12 protein-coding genes and 1 pseudogene are annotated in these 18953 nt (G+C 42.5%); 1 reads left to right on the forward strand and 12 read right to left on the reverse strand.

Features of this window, described 5'->3' with window-relative positions; genetic code table 11:
• Positions 1-303 precede the first annotated feature (303 nt).
• From J3P37_RS08295 to J3P37_RS08310, 4 genes are all read right to left on the reverse strand, one after another.
• Positions 304-1794: a glycoside hydrolase family 30 beta sandwich domain-containing protein gene (locus tag J3P37_RS08295; RefSeq protein WP_256010637.1), complete on the reverse strand. Its 1491-nt coding sequence runs from the start codon at positions 1792-1794 to the stop codon at positions 304-306.
• On the reverse strand, positions 1791-3035 hold the full coding sequence (locus J3P37_RS08300; RefSeq protein WP_256010638.1) for a nucleoside permease: 1245 nt from the start codon (positions 3033-3035) through the stop codon (positions 1791-1793). The genes J3P37_RS08295 and J3P37_RS08300 overlap by 4 nt, the downstream gene beginning before the upstream one ends.
• 129 nt (positions 3036-3164) lie before the next feature.
• Complete coding sequence (locus tag J3P37_RS08305) at positions 3165-3731, reverse strand: gluconate 2-dehydrogenase subunit 3 family protein (RefSeq protein WP_256010639.1); 567 nt, start codon at positions 3729-3731, stop codon at positions 3165-3167.
• Between the two features lie 23 nt (positions 3732-3754).
• Positions 3755-5434 (reverse strand): GMC oxidoreductase, encoded by a 1680-nt coding sequence (locus tag J3P37_RS08310; protein ID WP_256010640.1) that lies wholly within the window; start codon positions 5432-5434, stop codon positions 3755-3757.
• A gap of 832 nt (positions 5435-6266) precedes the next feature.
• Here J3P37_RS08310 and J3P37_RS08315 point away from each other — a divergent pair.
• The gene (locus J3P37_RS08315) at positions 6267-7229 is read left to right on the forward strand and encodes a hypothetical protein (protein WP_256010641.1); all 963 of its coding nucleotides are present in this window, start codon (positions 6267-6269) and stop codon (positions 7227-7229) included.
• 24 nt (positions 7230-7253) lie between these two features.
• Here the strand turns inward: J3P37_RS08315 and J3P37_RS08320 are convergent.
• The 8 genes and pseudogenes from J3P37_RS08320 to J3P37_RS08355 all read right to left on the reverse strand — a co-directional run bounded on the left by J3P37_RS08320 (position 7254) and on the right by J3P37_RS08355 (position 18949).
• A pseudogene (locus tag J3P37_RS08320) lies at positions 7254-7738 on the reverse strand (ORF6N domain-containing protein).
• A 160-nt stretch (positions 7739-7898) separates the two neighbouring features.
• A complete protein-coding gene (locus J3P37_RS08325) occupies positions 7899-10469 on the reverse strand; it encodes a family 20 glycosylhydrolase (protein WP_256010642.1) in 2571 nt (856 codons plus the stop codon).
• Positions 10470-10492: 23 nt separating this feature from the next.
• A complete protein-coding gene (locus J3P37_RS08330; protein WP_256010643.1) occupies positions 10493-12031 on the reverse strand; it encodes a beta-N-acetylhexosaminidase in 1539 nt (512 codons plus the stop codon).
• Positions 12032-12039: 8 nt separating this feature from the next.
• A complete protein-coding gene (locus tag J3P37_RS08335) occupies positions 12040-13494 on the reverse strand; it encodes a T9SS type A sorting domain-containing protein (RefSeq protein ID WP_256010644.1) in 1455 nt (484 codons plus the stop codon).
• An 11-nt stretch (positions 13495-13505) separates the two neighbouring features.
• A complete protein-coding gene (locus tag J3P37_RS08340) occupies positions 13506-14417 on the reverse strand; it encodes a hypothetical protein (protein ID WP_256010645.1) in 912 nt (303 codons plus the stop codon).
• 40 nt (positions 14418-14457) lie between these two features.
• Positions 14458-16014 carry a right-handed parallel beta-helix repeat-containing protein gene (locus J3P37_RS08345; RefSeq protein ID WP_256010646.1) on the reverse strand — a complete coding sequence of 519 codons (1557 nt, stop codon included), beginning with the start codon at positions 16012-16014 and terminating at the stop codon, positions 14458-14460.
• Positions 16015-16017: 3 nt separating this feature from the next.
• Positions 16018-17508, reverse strand: coding sequence for a CBM96 family carbohydrate-binding protein (locus J3P37_RS08350; RefSeq protein WP_256010647.1), 1491 nt, complete (start codon positions 17506-17508; stop codon positions 16018-16020).
• A gap of 10 nt (positions 17509-17518) precedes the next feature.
• On the reverse strand, positions 17519-18949 hold the full coding sequence (locus tag J3P37_RS08355; RefSeq protein WP_256010648.1) for a RagB/SusD family nutrient uptake outer membrane protein: 1431 nt from the start codon (positions 18947-18949) through the stop codon (positions 17519-17521).
• Between the last annotated feature and the right edge of the window lie 4 nt (positions 18950-18953).

The following is an 18953-nucleotide window of genomic DNA, read 5'->3' on the forward strand; positions in this document are numbered from 1 at the left end:
ATTAAAGGGAAACGTACAATTAAAATTCGCGATTTATGGACTTGATATCTTCATTTAATTTAGGATCGAAAAGTTGAATACTTCAATAGTACAAGCCTATTTAAAAGCAGAATCTGCCCTTCTATGCCCCGGCTACCTTAGTGTTACCAATTTGTGAAACTACTTATATTAAAATTTTTGGACGGAAATAGACACATCAATCCACAGTAATCAATGTAATTGCAGTAGACTTGAATATAAAGGAGATTTTTGAGCGTGATGGAAGTTTGGACAGGCAGGAAAAACAAGACTTTGGAAAAGGGATTAATCAGCTGATTCTATCCAGAATTCAATGCTTAGATCAGGAAGCGTGGTCTTAAAGGATTGACCAGGTAAATCGGCTATGTAGACGTTTCGACTTGTAGGCGTATATCGGTAACCTTTGAAAGTTTTGGATGAACCCGTTTTTATCTGGAAGGTAAATGGGGCTCCAGACCGATTGGTAAGGACAATTGTCATTTGTCCCCCTGGCGTTTTGAAAGCGAGAATTCGATTATCATCCCGCACTTTATCTTCTTCCACATTATATCGTACCGAATTCCAGGGCATATACTTTAGAAAACCCGCAAGTGCATTAAAATTTTGGCTATTGTATTGCCAATGCCCTTTCCTGATGCCAGAAAACTTCGAAAAATCATTATCGTTTTCCGGGCGCCAAAATCCAAGGCAATAACCGGACGCCTCTGCATTGGTAGTAGGCTTTAATGCATGAAGCCAGAACCAGGTAGGAGAGTTTACAAAAACAAGCCAGTTCATCAGATTCTGAGCCCTGTTGATACACAAAGTATCCGAAGTGGGCCGTTGGTATTCAAACTCATTCTGGTAGACAGGCTTAACGAAGGTGTTCGTCTTATATAACTCGCTTTCCCTTATTATCTGGTTAGAATTAGAGCCTACCCTATGATACACCCAGGCATCCACGTAACTTAGCAAAGTTGGATCGGTCTGTATCTGCTTTCCAATCTCTCCCGAATTGCCATTCCATGTCTCGGCCATAATTAGGGCTTCTGGTGCCGCTTCCTTAATTTTTGGTGCTACCTTTTTCAGCACCTTGCAGTACATATCTGCTGGGTAGTAGCAATGAGAGTAAGCCTGAGGTGCTTTCCCTAGCGTAAGGTTGCCGAGTGTTTTGATGGAAGGCTCATTTTGCAAACCCCACATCGATATTTTTAGGCCTTCCTTTTTCAAATAGAGGATATCATCTCGCAAAGCATTACCAAAATCATTCAGAAAACTCTGATTGTATTGTTTCAAACTTCCGCCAAGATAGCTATTAGTAGACTTCCAGTAAGGTGCCGGGGACCAGTATTCCATTGAGATTCCCTCTATCCCAGATTTTACTATCAGCTCCTTCAAATCTTTCAACTGGCCTGGATATCGCTCAACCATTCGCGACTTTGTAGAATCAAGACCTCGGAAATACAGGCCCATGGCTAGACGGCAGTAACGGAAGCCTTTAAGCAAATCCCGGTAAAATCGTTCCCGTTCGGCATCTACAAGATTGTTAGGTATTGCAATAACTTCCTCGGGCAGCCCAGTATTTCCCGACCCTATCGCATCATTTTGAATCTCAACACCAAGCCCCCATATCACTTGTTGTGGCTGATCGGTCTTCAGTCTGTACTTTCCCGAACGCTCCTGCCCCCGCAATTGGGTATTGCAAACAATCAGCAATAGAAAGAAGGCAGCTCCAAGTGTTGCTGGTCCTTTGATAATGTTTTTCAATGCCTGCCGGCGGCTGTTTTCCTTCTTCATACAATTGGTTCGATAGTTTGTGTATAAAGGTTGGTAGATTGGTTTTTACTTCCTTTCTTCTGCTTAAACAGAATTACGAATAATAACAAAACAAAAAAAGCAATACTCGCAGGAATCAGCCAGATACTTTCCCAATGATGACCATTCTTCATTTTAAATGCATCTACCACCAAACCAGAAACTAGGGAACCGATGAGCATACCAACGCCGTAGGTTGCCAAAGTAATCAGTCCCTGTGCCGCACTTTTAATTTTCTCGCCAGCCAGGTTATCCGTGTAAATTTGTCCGGTAACGAAAAAGAAATCATAGCAGATACCGTGCAGCACAATTCCTAGTACCAGCATCCAATATCCTGTGTCAATATCACCATAAGCAAACATCAGATATCTCAGAACCCAGGCAAACATTCCTATAGCTAGCATCCTCTTCACGCCTAGTCGGATAAAAAAAACGGGGATCAATAACATGAACAGTGTTTCAGAAATCTGCCCTAATGATTGTATTCCCGCTGCAGATTTCATTCCAGATTCATTTAAAAAGAGGTTCGTGAAATTATAATAGAAGGCCAGGGGAATACAGATTGCGATGGAAGAAATAAAGAATAGCAAGTACGAACGATTTTTCAGTAAACGAAGAGCATCTAAACCAAGTACCTCGGCCACTGATGTTGTTTCTCCTCTTTTCGCTGGGGGGGTGTCCGGAAGAGTGAAGCTTATCAAACCCAATAATCCCGAAGCTCCAGCTGCCATTCGGAAAGTTGAAGTCAATTGTCCAGATTGTTCCCAGTTCAGCCATCCGATAAGCAACCCGGCGATGATCCATCCGATTGTACCTAAAACACGTATTGCCGGGAACTCTTTAGACGGATCCTTCATCTGCCTAAAGGCAATAGAGTTTACAAGCGCTAGCGTAGGCATAAACAGCACCATATACGCGAGTATAGCCGGAAAAAATCCATCGAAGCTCTCAGAACCGGAGGCAAGCCAGAGTAAACCTGCGCCTCCAATATGTAAAATTGCAAGGATTCGCTGGGCGGCGAAGAATTTGTCGGCAATTAGTCCGATAATGAAAGGGGCAATAATAGCGCCTATAGACTGAGTAAGGTAAGCCATTCCAATTTGTGTGCCGCTGGCGTTTAAATTCTTTCCCAAATATGTTCCTAGCGTAACAAACCACGCTCCCCAGATAAAAAATTCCAGGAACATCATGCATGAAAGCTTTGTTCGGTTTATGATCGTCATATGATTTTAAGAAGAGTGTTTATAGTTTTTTAATCATCTATTCGGGCAGCAATACGGTGGATAACTCCACTGAAAGAGTCTCCTCACCGACGATCATCCCTGTTTTAATCCTTTTTCCATATTCACCCCCTAAGAGAAAGCTCTGTCTCCCTTTTTATATGGTATACATCCGTCGTATCTACCCGGCACAGAAACATATCTCAATGCTTTCGTTGCTCCAACTTCGGATGTAAAAAAACCCAAGAGAGTAAGCTCCTTTATCATCTTGAAATAATGGTTCGGCGCTTCCTGGCTTTTATCTTTCGAATAGGCTTTCTGCTCTTTGTCTAATTCTGTTAAAAGTTCAGTACGTTGCGCCGCATTGCATTCAGAAAATTTTTTTTTAAACTTTTTCTCAGCTTCTTTCTCCAACCTACCAATGCCATTTATAAAAATTTTTTGATCTTCCGGCTTGTAACAATCTCTCACCATCAAACCCATAAATTCTCCAACTTTTGCGTCTTTAGCTCCCGGAGTATTCGTGGCAGGAAGAATAGTCTCTGCTACTTCATCCAGTAAGCTGATCTGCTCCTGAGTGAACAGATCATTGTATTTCTCAGCTTTCGGTCTGCATGCCAGATTGGTAAAAAGATCTGCACTTATAATTGTTCCGCCTAACAACCAGGCTACCGTTGATAATGCTTCTCTACGGTTCATATTGACTTTTCCTATTACATCAATTAAAGGTTCATTTTTTTCAGCTCTCCTACTGCGTGGTTTACCGCTCTTGCTGTTAGAGCCATGTAAGTAAGCGAAGGGTTAACGCAAGACCCGGAAGTCATACAGGCACCATCTGTAATGTAAACGTTTTTGGCATCCCAAACCTGGTTCCATTCATTGAGAACAGAAGTCTTAGGGTCACGCCCCATGCGCGCAGTTCCCATCTCGTGAATTCCTTGTCCCATAGCATAGCCGTTATCATACGTCGCTATCTCTTTCAGACCTGCTACTTCGAGGATTTCCTGAGCATCGTCCATCATGTCTTTTCGCATCTTCTGCTCGTTCTCCCGAATTTCGCAATCGAAGTTTAACACGGGCAAGCCCCATTTATCCTTAGTGTTCTTATCCAGGCTAATCTTATTTTCATGATAGGGAAGAATTTCACCAAAGGCGAGAATACCCATACGCCATGGCCCTGGCTCGCACAAAGTATCTTTAAATTCCGAGCCGATATTTAATTCAGCCACTTCCCTGCCCCAATTTTGCCTGCTTGCAGCTCCCTGGTAGCCAAAGCCTCTTAGATAATCCCGCTTATCATTAAATAAATTTCGGAAACGTGGTATATAGATTCCGTTCGGCCGCCTACCATAATAATATTTATCTTCATATCCTTCAACAATCCCAGCCGCCCCCACTCGGAAATGATGATCCATTAGGTTGTGACCTAGTTCTCCGCTACTGCTCCCCAAGCCGTCCGGCCATACCTCTATTGCCGAATTCATCAAAATCCAGGTGGAGTTTAAAGTAGATGCGCAGATAAAAACCACCTTTGCCAGGTACTCATAAGTTTGATTAGTTTCAGCATCCAACACCTCAACGCCCCTCGCCTTTTTTGTGTCTTTATCGTATAGGATGCGGGTAACAATGGAGTAGGGCCTCAAGGTTAGGTTGCCCGTTTTCACTGCTGCAGGCAAAGTAGAAGATTGAGTGCTAAAGTATCCTCCAAAAGGACAACCAAGCCAGCATTTATTCCTGTACTGGCAATTTGTTCTATTCTGCAAAGGTACCGTCAGGTTTGCGCTTCTGCCCATGATCATGTGCCGAGAACCCTTATAATGCGCCTTTATCCGTGCAGCAACGTCTTTTTCCACACAGTTCATTTCCATTGCAGGAAGAAAATCTCCGTCAGGCAGCTGTGGCAAACCATCCTGGTTTCCATTAATGCCGGCAAAGCGTTCCACATAACTATACCAGGGAGCTACGTCTTTATACCTGATAGGCCAGTCAACAGCAATTCCCTCCTTTGCATTTGCTTCAAAATCGTATTCACTATGACGGTAACTTTGTCGTCCCCACATTAGCGATCTACCTCCAACATGGTAGCCCCGGTACCAGTCGAAACGCTTTGTCTCCGTATAAGGACTTTCTTTTTCGTTAGTCCAGTAGCTGAGATTGGTTTCGTTTAAAGGGTAATCTCTCTGCAAGACAGGATAGTTGGCGATCATCTCCTGCGTTCGCCCACCACGATGGGGGAATTCCCAGGGCCCTCTATTAGCATTAACATAGTCTTTTACATGCTCAATGTTATGTCCCCTTTCAAGCATTATAGTCTTCAGACCTTTTTCGGTAAGCTCTTTGGCAGCCCAACCGCCGGAAATACCAGAACCAATGACGATTGCATCGTAAATATTACTTGACATAAGTGTGATTAGTTTACCCGTGGCTTAATTGCGCTCTGTAATGAAAACGCAGTGCTAAATTAGAGGAGAAAAAGCTTTTTTGAAGAAGTCAAAGTCGGGCAGAAAGGTGCAGAAGCAGGCCAAAGAGATATCCCGGCGGGATTTTTCTTAAAAAACCTACAATAATAGATGGATTTCGTCCTCGTTTGAATAAAAATAGGAGGCATATGCATAAAGTAAATCTCCTGCTAATACCTTGCTTTGATGGAATCGAAATTGCGATTCCATCTATTATACTTCCTTAGTAGCAACTTCCATCGAAACACAGAGAGTCGCTCCTGCAAAGGTCAAGGATTTTTTAAAGACATATAAAAGGTTTGCAAGCAAATTAAACCGCATCCAAATGTGGACAATTGTTTACAGAGTAGCTACTCTGAAAACACATACCCTGCTAACAATTCCGCTTCGACCTGTATTTGGGAAAGTTTCGGCCCGTATTTCAGAAAGTATAACCTTGATTTCTGACAAGTGCTCGTAAATTGCTGCCTGTAGTCTTCCTTAGTCCCGCGATTAGTCCGCCTTTTACCAAAATACGTGGAGTTTTTGTGCATTTTCGGATGGGTTCCTGCTGCAATATTTCACCCACAGTAATAACTCTTCCCAGGTCAAGGGTAAATTCTGTCGGGTATTTCTGGAAGAAGGGCGCGAACATCACATCTTAGCAGGGAATTATTTTGCCATTCTGATTATTTTCACCTAAAAGCCTCTTAAATCATTGACCATCAATGGAAGAACGTTTATTTTTACACTCAGAATGTATAAAATATTTACACAAAAAAGGAGGAAATAAACAATGGCAATCATAGATAAAAAAGGGATCCTTCACGGATCGATGGCAAATAACGTTTACAAAGGATACCGTAATCGGCAAGTGATACAGGGTAAACCAAAAGAGTTTAAGCAAACCCTTGCCAGTAAAGCAAGCGGCCTGGAATTTGGCTTGTGCAGCACTACAGCCAAAGCAATCAGGCATGCTTTTGGCCATACCTACAGCGGGTATGACGGGCAAATGATCAATCGTCTGAATTCTGCCGTAAGAAACGGCGTATCGGCCAGCCGGAAAGCGTGCGGAGAGAGAGATGTGCACGATGCTGATCTCAGCTTCCTGGAAGGCTTCCAGTTCAACAATAACTCGGCGATGGATAAGGTATTGCGCGCCAGGCCCCAGACTTACCTGGATGCGGAAAACAAAATCTGTATTAACCTTCCCCCCATCAGCATTTATGACATCAAAGGCCCGGGCGATAGTAATACCCAATATGCCCTTCGCTTTGTAGCAATTGCCTTCGACTTTAAAAAGGAAGTTTATTGCTATAACAGCGTGAAGGAAATAAAAATAGCTTACATGCAGGATTTTGAGGGTGGAGTGATCCGGCTGGAAGATGCAGCGATTAAAGGCCGGCTAGTGATGCTAAGCATGTCCATCCATGGCTATAAAGATGATGGATTCGGAGGTTTAGAAACCATAAATTCTCTGGCCTGGAGTCCCTCGGAACTGATCGGAGCCTGGCAGGTTGCAGGCGAAAGCGAAGTTGCTGAAGCCAAGGATGAGGAAACTCCGGCCTACAGGGTAATTGAACTCATTTATTTGGGGAACAGGATATTGAGAGAGATCAGCAGGCTTTATGAAAAAGCTGGTGCACCTAAAAAAGTGCCGCAAAAGGCAAGAGCGGAAAACCCGAAACCTAAATCAGAGCCCTGGCCAGTTTCAATAGTTGAGCTGCCTAAAGGAGATATTGAGTTCCCTAAGGATTGATAGGAATTGTATTCAGTTAGGAGATTACTCTCCTTTGCGCCCAATCCTAGCTGCTACTATTCTCCTCAGCTTAAATCCTACGGGAATATATGCTTTGGGTTTTTCCTCCTTTTTCGCTAACAGTGCATCCAGGTTTTGTTTCTCTTTTATTTTTTCCACCTCAAAACGGAGTTCTGTATTATTGACCAGCATTTGCTGTATCCATGTGAAGATACGAATGATCTGTATAGACCTTTCGACCTCGCACTGTTTAATACGTTTGATAGCATGGCCACACCTGTTCAGTAATGCCATTGGAAGATACTTAGCATGTGCGCCTTGCTTTAAGGTGTCATTCTGGCTCCTTAAAAAACTATATTCTTGCTGACTTAACTCAAACATAAAGTCTCCGGGAAAACGACCTGCATTACGTCTTACCTGTTAAGCTGCTTAGTTTCCACCTGGTACAATTCCGCCAAATCATTATCTATCATTGCTTTTTGACCTCTGACATAATAAATTTGGTTCATTATTATTTCGTCAGGGACTTCGATTACAAGTTCTCTGTTTTAGCCATATGGCTACAAACTTACATTTTAGTACCAAATAGTGGTATCGGTGTTTATTTCCTTATCGAAAAGATCCACATCGGCATCCATGCCTTTTATTAATTGTCCTTAAGTACCATGTTTATTCAAGTTTTGATGGCTTACCGGATCTTCCAACTGAATTGAAAGCTGAAAAAACTAAATTCCCGTTATCTTTAACCGGTCCTGTATACACCGGGCTTTTGGCACTAGGTAAAGACCCATCGGTAGTGAACCTTATCACAAAGCCCGGAAGCTGAATATTAGCCAATACCTTATCGCCGTCTTTTTTTAGTCCCGGCTGAGGTATCCGGTAAGCGAATCCACCGGCATAATGATCCAACCTTCGCAATTCCCGCTTTCCGAGAACATTAAAAAATTGAGATAAAGACTGGTTGTAAAGCTGCTTGGCAATATCCTTGTCTTTTTCTTCTGCCCAATCCGGACTTCGTGCCCATGCTCTTTCTGCCAGCGCGAGCAAGCGAGGCATTAAAAGGTATTCCAGTTGATCTTTATTCTTAATTGTTTCAGACCAAATCTGGCCTTGTAATCCGATGATATTCTCTTTTCCGGTATCGGTTGGTTTAATGGCCCGACTCAGGATCTGTTCGCTAAGTTGCCGGCCCAAATAATTCTTTTGCTGGTTCCTAAGGTAATCGAATGGAATAAAACTAAACGGTTTGTCGAGTTCGGTAAGTCCGCCCCAGTAGAAGCCTGGCTCTTCAAAACTTTTATGGTAAGCCATATCAAAATAGAAATTGCTTACAAAGGATATAATAACCTTGTAGCCGGAATTGGCTAGCCTGTATGCCAGATCTTCATTCCCCAGCAGGTTATTCCAGACGTTCAGGTGAACGTTATCATTAGCAAATTTTGGGTTAACAAGCCATTTTTTCTTTCCGTCAACCATCTGTTTTGTTAAGCCTACTTCCTCCCAGCCCGACAGGTAGAGCCCTTTGGTTTTTAGCATGTTATTGACCTTCTCAAAATAAAGGTCCCATACATCAGCCGTACTCTTAATGTTATTATTTTTTAGCTTCAATGCTGCAAAAGACGGCGACTGCTCCCATACTCCGTTCGGTACTTCATCCCCGCCAAAATGTATGGTTTTTAATGGCGCTCCGGCTTGTCCATAGAGTTCAATGATATCATCTGTAACAGCTTCTAAAAAATTGTAAACGGATGGCATAGACACGTCGATAACATTATCATTCCACTTTTGTACCGACCTATAAATGGATCTGTCGTTCACATCATGTAAAAGATATTTTTCTGCCTCGGCAACTTTACCTTGCGCCATGTACTTGCGGTACCTGTAATCCATTGCTTTTATTGCGGCCCTGGCATGTCCGGGCGTTTCAATCTCCGGAATAACAGTGATGTGGCGTGCTGCGGCATATTTAAGTATTTCGATAAAATCGTCTTTGGAATAATATCCCGAGCCTGAGTTTTTATCTGCAAACGGCCCGGACCCGTAGGAGGGTGGTAAATGTTTTTCATCTTCGAAGATATGCGCACGCGTAGCCGAAAACGCTGTCAGTTCAGGGAAGGATGGAATCTCTAATCGCCAGCCTTCATCATCATTTAAATGAAAATGGAAGGTGTTGATCTTGTATAATGAGAGAACGTCTAAAAGCCTTATTATTTCAGCTTTAGTTTGAAAATTTCTGGCAACGTCTAACATAAAACCCCGATAGGGAAACCGTGGTTCGTCTTTGACTTCGAACTGTGGTAAAATGATCGTTTTATTTTTACGGTTTGGAAGGAGCTTAGGGTCTAGCAGTGTTTTTAAGGTTTGCATGCCATAAAAGGCACCAGCTGGCGTACCGGCGGAAATGATCAACTGATTGGAGGCTACAGTAAGCTCGTAAGCTTCATTCTTTAAACTAGCTGATTTTAAGATAATAGCCGGGCTATTTAACGGTTTTTTTGCCGGGCTTAGAACTTCATAACGGATGTTCTTTCCAAGGTATTTAGACAGTTCTTCAGAAAGCAGTCTGGCCTCGCTGGCAAATTGGGCATCATAAGCTATTTCAATCTTCTCATCAATGGAAAATGTACCAGGTTTTTCCTGGTAATATTTAGGTGTCGGGAAGATTTTTATCAATTGCTTTTCCGGAATGTCTGCAACTTTTTGATTGTCCTCGAAGATCATCCCGGATGAGATCTCTTTGTCTCCGCCAATTCTATAAAACTTCCTGGCGTCAGCCGGTCTCAGTAACTTCACATCACCTAATGCTTGTATAGCTTTGGTCTGATCCCATACCAGGTAAAAGCACTGGGGCGCGTCTGATTTGTTTACTATCCAGGAGTTGGAAACCATCTCATACCTGATGCTTTCTCCCGGTCTAAGTCCTTCAAATTCTTTGCCGGGCGTAAAACAGGACAGATCACCGTTAATATGTTTTACATCTAATGGGTTTGCTTCGTTTTTGGGAGTAATGATCCTGACAAAATTGAAATATAGTCGCCAGCCAGCTTTTGGCAAGATGGACGTACCTGTATTTTTTATCTCAAGAACAGAGAGCGCCTGTTCTTTACCCAGGTAATTATTTTCAATGGGTTGCCATGTGAGGCTTAATTGCACGCCTGGTTGTTTAGCGAAGCCAAACACGCTGCACAAGGTGAAAAAGGTAAAAAAACTAAAAAACAGAACACACGTTATACTTCTCATCTAGTCTACTTTAATTTACTATGTTATTTTAGTCGGGACAACCTTTGTATCAGCAATTTTATTTTGGCATTCCTGAGCTCGTTTTCCTGAGCTACTTCGCCATCGTATAGCATGTCTTTATTTAACTTCTTAAACCGGGCATCGATCTTTTTGGTATCAAGCTCTTTTAGTTGTCTCAGTAATTCCGGCATTCTTGCTCTATCAAAACCAGGCGTGTTTAATTCCATCTCAATAGCCATATAGCTTAGGTACTGCGTTCTGATTTCGGCCATTAGCCTGTAATGTTCAAATTCAGCTTTGTTCCTAACAGGCTTTAAGGTTTTAAAATCATTAAGACTTCGTTTAGCACTGTCGAGCAATTGTTCTATCGATACCGAGGCTTGACTGATGACGCCCTGGTTTACTTCGTAGGGCGCTCTTACCAATGCGGCCCAAAACTTTCCAGCATCTGGTTCATTGAAACCGTAGGTATTTCTTGCATAAGCTTTTACAAACTTGTTGGGTTCAAGGGCTGTGAGAGATTTTAATGCTTCAAAATAGGCATCGATTAAGATATTAAAACCGCTGATGGGGTACACCCGCCTGATTGCCTTTAAATCCACAATATCTTTGGTTGTTTCCCACTCTGTTGAATACAGTCCGGAAGTTGACCAGGAAGTCATGACCATTCCTTTATACCCGAAGTTGCGGGCCGTTGGTATAAAATCACGGACGTTTTTGAAATGCTTTTCCCATTGCGTCAGCATATAGTTGTCCGGATGACTTCTTATGGCAGGCGAGCCCCAAATTTCAAAGCCGCTTTTCATCAGCTTTTCGTGATCTCCAAACATATTAGTATCCCAGCCGTAATTCCAATCTACAAAAATGGTTTCCTTAGGTAAACCTTTCAGAGCGTCGGGATAGTGCAGGGCGATATCGGCCCATAATACAGGGCGCTTCCCTAAACCTACTACCAGATCACATAAAATTTTAATGTAATCTCCGTATAATCGTCCTTTACCCACTTCAAGGGCCTTTTTTTTCGATCTTTCGGAACGACCTAGCAGGTAGGTTTCATCTCCGCCTATATGGATATAAGGTGAATCGTGAGTGGAGATCAGATCTTTATACAGATCTTCGAAAAGCGCCTTATTCAATTGCTCTTCCAAAGGGTCAACCTGTGAAAAGTCTTTCTGGTCTTCCCGTTGTTTCTTATACCGGTAATTGCGTAAGATGTATTCTACGTGTCCGAAACTTTGCTGCAAAGGAATTACATCAATTCCCAGGCTTTTGCAGTAAGCCACAAATGATCTTACCTCTTCCCTGGTGTACGCAAACCTGTTAGGGATGAGCGGGTGGTTTTCAAAGGGATAAGTAGCCTCCCACTCCATAACCAGGGTGTTGATCCCATTCTTACTCAACTTCAGGGCAAATTCCCTGAGGGCAGGCATTTTCATCACCTGGATCCTTAGATCCAGGTGGAAGCCTCTTATCGCAAAACCGGTACCTGACTGAGGGTTCTGACCGAACAGGAATTTAGCGTTTACTAAAATCAGGAATAGAAAAAAATACCTTTTTAACACGGTTGTTTTTATTTAATGAACTTGAAACTTTTGCTGTGGTTACCGACTGAAATATTAACAACATAGATACCGGAAGGTGCATTGTTTAAGTCGTAACTGTAATTGTTAAATTCCTTTTTGTAGGTTAAAGACTGAGCCAGTACCTTCCTGCCGGATATATCAGAGATTAAAAGGTTTCCGTTACCACCTGTTTCAGCGAATACGGTGAGACTTATCTTCCCTGCATTTTGCGAAAATTTGATCTCTTCTGTTAATTCGAAACTCACAGAAACAGTCTCGCCGAAGAGTGTAGTCTTGCCATCTTTGTCTACTTGTTTCAGCTGGTAATAATTTACACCTGCTATGGGATTAAAGTCAGTAAAGCTGTAATTGATTACATCATCAGAGTTCCCTTCTCCTGAGACTTTTCCGATGTACTCAAAATCATCCGAAGATGTGTTCTTTCTCAGGATCTCAAAATGAGCATTACTTCTTTCTGATAGGGTTTGCCAGGTCAACCTTGCTGTGGTATTGCTTCTTACAGCTTTGAGTCCCCTTAAAGAAACGGGTAAGGTACTTGTTGGAACGTATTTGATATTAAAGTTTCCTACGGTAATGGGAGCCAGGGCCCCCGTTGTACTTCTTAGTCCTTGCAGCAAAAAGCTGTTTAAAGGAGCGCCTAATGCCAACTCTCCGGTTCTTGGGAAATTAACCAATGAAGCGGAACCTGTAATTCTTGCACCATTTACCCAGATATTAAACGTTCCTGAGGGCAGAGTATAATTCACGCTGCTGCGAGTATACTCCTGGGGCGATGTGTGATTATTGGCATAAACTTCCACGTTGTATGGTCCGCCGCTTTTACTGAAAGTGCTTGAGTTAATGGTAATAGCAGCCCCATCAGTTCCCCTGTAAGAGAAAGTGATGGTTGTAGCGGTCATATCCCATCTTAGGTAATTAAATATCCCGGCATTGGCTCCTCCCTGCAGGATCGAGCCATTATTAAATATATTGTTGCCTTCAGTTCCTGAGGCACTATTTCCAAATGCATAGGTCAGTGCACCTGTTGTAGCATTGGTATTGCCAAACGAGACCGTGAAAAAAGAGCTTGTTACAGCGCTTAAATCAGCAACGTTATAAACAGAAAACTTATTGGGCGCAGAGGTGGAATTACTGGCGGTTAAACTGAGTGACGCTGGAGAACTGCCGGGATTACTAATGGTAAAACCACCTGTTGAAGCGGCAGCTCCAGTATACACTCTTGAAAAACCAGAACTTGGGTAAGGTAAAAAACCCGGGACTTCAGAGCTTGATACGGATGATTTCGCAGTAGCGGCTCCGTTATAAGTAGTACCTGAACCAGTACCTGCTCCGAAATCATACGTAAAGTCTGATGCACCCTGTCCCATCCAGGTGCCCTGGGCGTTTGCTTCGGTTGCACAAACTATCATGAGAACTAATATTGTTGAGAATAGCTTTTTCATAACCGGTAATTTTATTTAACAGAATTATATTGAAGATTTCCAAGGGTTATTGACAGCGCATTGGCAAAGGGGCCTTTGCTATGATATCCCTGGAACAGGAAGCTGTTTAACGGGGCTTCAGGTGCTAATTCCCCGCTGGCAGGTATGCCTGCTCCAGCTTCAGCACTTACTAAGTTTCCGTTAACCCAAATGTTTAGTGTTGACTTCGCCAGGGTATAGCCTTTACCGCCACGGGTATAGGTCTGTTCTGCTAAAGAATTATTTAGGTATAATTCTACTTTATGCTCATCCGTCTTTTTGAACACGCTTGGGCTTATTAACTTGTAGGTGTAGCTGTTGGTCAGTGTCCGGTAAGAGAAGAACACATTATTATTTGTGCTAAACTCCCATCTTAAGGCTGCAAACAGGCCGGTAGCATCTGCGCCGGTTAAGGAAGTCGCATTTTTAAAAATATTATTGCCTCTTGCATGCCCGATTCCGAACACGATAGCTCCATTAGTGGGATTGTTCTCATTAAATGAAAGCGTAAAGAATAAACTGGATACCGGGCTTGCTTTGGAAATATCATAAACTGCTAACTTATTTGCATTTGAGTTGCTGGAAGCATCTATAGTTAACTTTGCGGCTTCGTTCTTGCCAGTTATCCGGAAAGATCCGCCGGCATTAATTCCGGTAGTAACCGATGCAAATCCGGAAGGCGGATAGGCTAAAAACCCAGGTGTGGCGGTAGATGAAACAGATGTCTTTGACGATTCTCCGCTTTCAAACTTGTCTCCGGCGTTACCGGTTCCTTTACCTAAATTGTAGATCCAGGTACTGCCTTTAGAATCAAAGGTACCGGCTTCGGCCCAATATGTTTTCTGAGCATTTGCACCTAAAGTAATGGCAAATAATAGTCCTGTGATAATATATTTCTTAATCATATTATGTCTTTGTTTATGTATCAATATGTTGTGTAACGACTTATTTGACCTGAAAAGCTCCCATTGAGAATTTCGAGTAATTGATGTCGGTGCCGTAAAAATCTTTGGCTCCCAGATCACTCAACCAGTAATTGCCTTCCATCTCCGTTTTAGGGATACCTTTGTTTATCACTCCACTGGAAGCTTTCAGTTTAAAACCCTCGGTGTGGGCAAAGCCGATTTGATAGGAAAGTGGATTGACGAATTGTGGGTCTTCATAAATGCCCTTTTCGTCTTTGACATAAAACTTATCATATCCGTAGTAAGCGTTGTTTTTAAATACAGCACTCTGACCTCCTGATTTGACAGACAGTTCTCCCTGTCCCGCGTGATAGAAAATGTTATTATAAAACTTCGAGGTCGCCAGGGCTTCGTCAGAGATAACCACACTTTCATAGTCTTTACGTAGCACAATGGTGTTATTATGTACAATTGCCGTACCCCTGGTATGATTAGCCCAAACCGGAAAATCAAACACATGCAATCCTTTAATGCCATCGTTTACACTGATATTATGTCGCACAATGGCATCTTCAGAGGTACTCGTTATCAGTACGAAGCCACCCTCGTTATCGTGAGAATAATTGTATTGAATAACGGTTCGGTAAGCATCTTCATCAGCGTCAAAAGCTTGTCCGTCTTTGCCGCCTCTGGTATTGTAAACCTCGTTGTACTGAAACGTTGCCTCATCTGTACTGCGGCACCAAAGCGCTACGCCATACCTGACCAGGTCTTCGGAAGCATTGTGCGTTTCCCATACCTGATTATGCTCTATGAGTGCCCGGTAAGCGTAGCGTACAATAACTCCGTCACCCGCACAGTGGTGGATTTTGTTACGTCTGATCACAAAGTTGGTAATAGGCCTGTTCCCTTTTACGGCTTTAGAGCCGTCGGTAAGATTTGAAAAAATAGCCAGTCGTACCACGTTTGCGATTTCACAGTCCTCGATTAAGATATCGTCAAATTTGCTGGCGGCAGTTCCTACAATTCCTATTCCACCGGTATTTTTCCCTTTCATCTCGAAAGAGTAATCGCCCATGATGTCATGTATGTAGAGATTTTTGAGATGAATATGTTTACGGTTACCACCATTATCTTTAATTAACACACCTAACCTGCTTCCAACTGCCGTGGTATTGTTGGTGATCTCTAAATTGTTTACTTCCCAGTAATCTATATCCTCCAGTTTGACAACTTCGTCTACGGCGCCCTGGCCATCCAACAGGGCTTTTTTCGAGCCCCCGTAAACAGATACAACAATTGGTGATAATTGACTGCCGGAACCTTTTGGTTTTAGTTGCCCGTTCCATACATCGCCAGATTTGAATAAGATGGAATCACCAGCAATAAACTCAAAATTATTTACCTTATCCAGTGTCTTCCAGGCCTTTTCAGGTGTTTTACCATTGTTGGTATCATCGCCGTTTTTGGAGTCGATGTAAAAGTTACTTCCTGAACGTGCCAGTGGCTTGCTTGTCTCTGTTTCCTTGCAGGATATGGCCATGACAGTGCCAAGCTGCCCAAAAATGAGCAGCAACATTAATGTCTTATTTTTCATCTATTACTGAATATTGATGGTGATTTTTAGAGGTGCTTCATAATACCCTCCGTTGTGATCTTTTGCTTCTACTTCAATCTCGTCTGTGGATCCGGTTCCTTTAAACAGGTATTTTATGGATCCATTGGCTAAGTCCGTTTGTGAGAAACTTGCGTTTACTGGTAGTGGTATCCCATATTTTACCAGGTAGCCATTTTCAGGAACTCTGGTAACGATGTAACTGATGTTCTTATCAGCCGTACCAGTCATTTTTAGTTCGCTAGTAGTTAATTTGGCAAAACCAAGCGAACGATCGATGTTTAACGGAGCTACCGACCCGAAACTCAATATGGTAGGCGGCGGACTTGACAGGCTTAAATATGCTTTATACCTGCCGGCTGAATACTCCCTTGGATAGATCTTGACGAAATTATCATTATTGTGATTCATCAGAATATTCAGGAAGGTTCTGTTAGCTCCATAAAGCTGATTGACCTGCGAGGTAACATCCATCGAAATCCATCCAACATATGATGCATTTAACGAAACGTTGGCTAAACTTACCCGGTCGTAAGAAGGTGCTGTTTGCCAGGTCACCGTTGTTTCATCAAAATCGGTATTTGCGCCTGCATACGCATTTAAGGACGAAGCCAGTCCCGTGAAATAAACGTAAAAATTAATTTTAGCCAATCCTATTTTATTGCCGAAGGTCGGAGTTCTTAGAGGAAACTGAAATAATCCCATACGGTCTACCGATACATCCTTTCCATTCGAGTTTTTCATATCAATACTGGTTGCATTGTTGAAGTTCTTCGCCCTGTTTGCTGTACCGTTTTGAATAAAGAGGTCTTTAGTTACGTCGATTATATCCGTTTGATTTCCAACAGAGCCAGAGGGAGCATCAGGAACGGCATCTTTCAGCTTGTAAAAGGTAAACTGATCAGAGACGTGAGCAATACCATTTTTGAACTCTAAATTCTGGCTCCTTATCACCGCAGCCGGAGCATTCAAGTCGCTGGAATTGTTGGCGGTAAGAATATATTCGTTTGAACTTGTAGCGCTTCGGGTATAGTAAATAAAACTGCCATTTATGGTTTCCATTTTTCTGGTTTCTCCAAGTGTCAGATCGAAGGAACGTAAACGGCCTTTAAAGATATGGTCTGATAAGATATTTTTTAGTACTACGGGTGGTACCTCAGCCAAATACTCGTAACCAAGACTCCTTACCATACTAGCTACGGCCTGATTAGTTAAAAACAACACGGTATAATCTTCAGGCTTGTTCAGATAATCGGATAAGCCGGCAATTCTAATAGCATCTGCATATAAGTTCAGGTTAGTTAGATCCTTACTGTGATCAAGAGCCAGATATTCGCTAAATGTTACCCCCTTTAAATTGGAACCAGCATCTACTGCTTCCAATTGTTCGTTTTTTAAAAACTCCAATTTCCCGCAACCGAACCCGAAACTGAAAATAGCGAGGATCAATACATTGAATATTAATTTCCTATTCATAATAATTTGATTATTGGTAATATGAATTTTGTTTTAGCAGGGGATTGATCCTGATCTCATTAATGTAGATCGGCCATACATAATTATCCGGATCATTCAGACTGTTATTGTTAAAGGGCTCCATCACGCTGATTGCCTTACCAGTTCTTACCAAATCGAACCAGCGTTTGCCTTCAAAACAAAGTTCCCTGGCACGCTCATTCAATATAATATCCTCGATCTCACTTTCGTTTAATCCGGCATAATCTGCAGGGAGCAGAGCGGCTACTCCAGCTCTTACTCTCATCTGGTTAACTATGGCAATTGCATCAGGAACCAGGCTCTTTTTGTTCAGGGCTTCGGCTCTAAGCAGCAGGATATCGGATAACCTGTACATGATAATGTTCTTGTCATCCATCGTACTCCTCTGGAAACCTGTTTTTTCAAAAAACTTCAGGATATTCCTTTTATCATCGTAGATAATGCTGGCTCTCTTATCGCTGGGCGAAAACTTTGACATCAATTGCTCACTGATCTGGAAGGCGGGCTGGAAACCGACATCGCCGTACACCTGGATGTAAAGTGATCTTGTACCCCGCTCAGCGAAATTATAGTCGATCTCGAAGATAGATTCTGATGAGAAGCCGGTAGTGAACTGCTTAGCATAAGAGGTATTCTCTAAGGTGGTGGCATCACTCAGTGATGTAAGGGTGTAATTTGAAACGTTGGAGATAACCCTCTGCGAAGCAGCCAGGGCCTTATCGTACTGATGCCTCCACATATAAAGATCGGTGTACAGTGCATTCACAGCACCTAGTGTTAATAAAGCTTTGGTTGTTTGTGAAGGAGTGAAGCTACCCGGCAATAGAGTCGACGCGGTATCTAAATCGGCTTCAATTCTTTGATAAACAAGAGCTGTGTCAGACCTTCCTACGTAAAAATTATCGGTAGCGTCTTTTAATGGCTCTGTAACCAGGGGCAGTTCGCCCCAAATGCGAGTCATATAGAAATAGCAAAGTGCTCTTAATGCAAATGCTTGTCCCATAACCTGATTATAATCAGTTGTTTTATTGAAGTATAATCCCTGATCCTTCATCAGCTTGACATTTTTAATGATCAAATTCGTTTGGTTCACAACCGCGTAGAACTGACTCCAGCTGGTAATTCGCAAACTTGAATTAAGATTATTTGTCAAAAGATTTAATGTCTCGGTGTTTAATGAGATCGGGTTTTGTGCAACGTTATCAGCCCTGGCCTCGCCGTAAAAAACTCCTTCGGGCGCCATTGCAGCCTGTAGAAGCGTATAAGCACCATTTAATGCCGCTGTTGCCTGCGTAGTCTCTTTCCAGAAATTAGCATTGGAGTATTCTGTGATGGGATTAAGATCAAGCGCTTTTTTACAGCCTCCGGCTATCATTAATACCATAATAAGATATAGCGATAATTTTATCTGAACATTCATCGTA

Source organism: Desertivirga xinjiangensis, from assembly GCF_024436435.1.
Taxonomy (GTDB): domain Bacteria; phylum Bacteroidota; class Bacteroidia; order Sphingobacteriales; family Sphingobacteriaceae; genus Desertivirga; species Desertivirga xinjiangensis.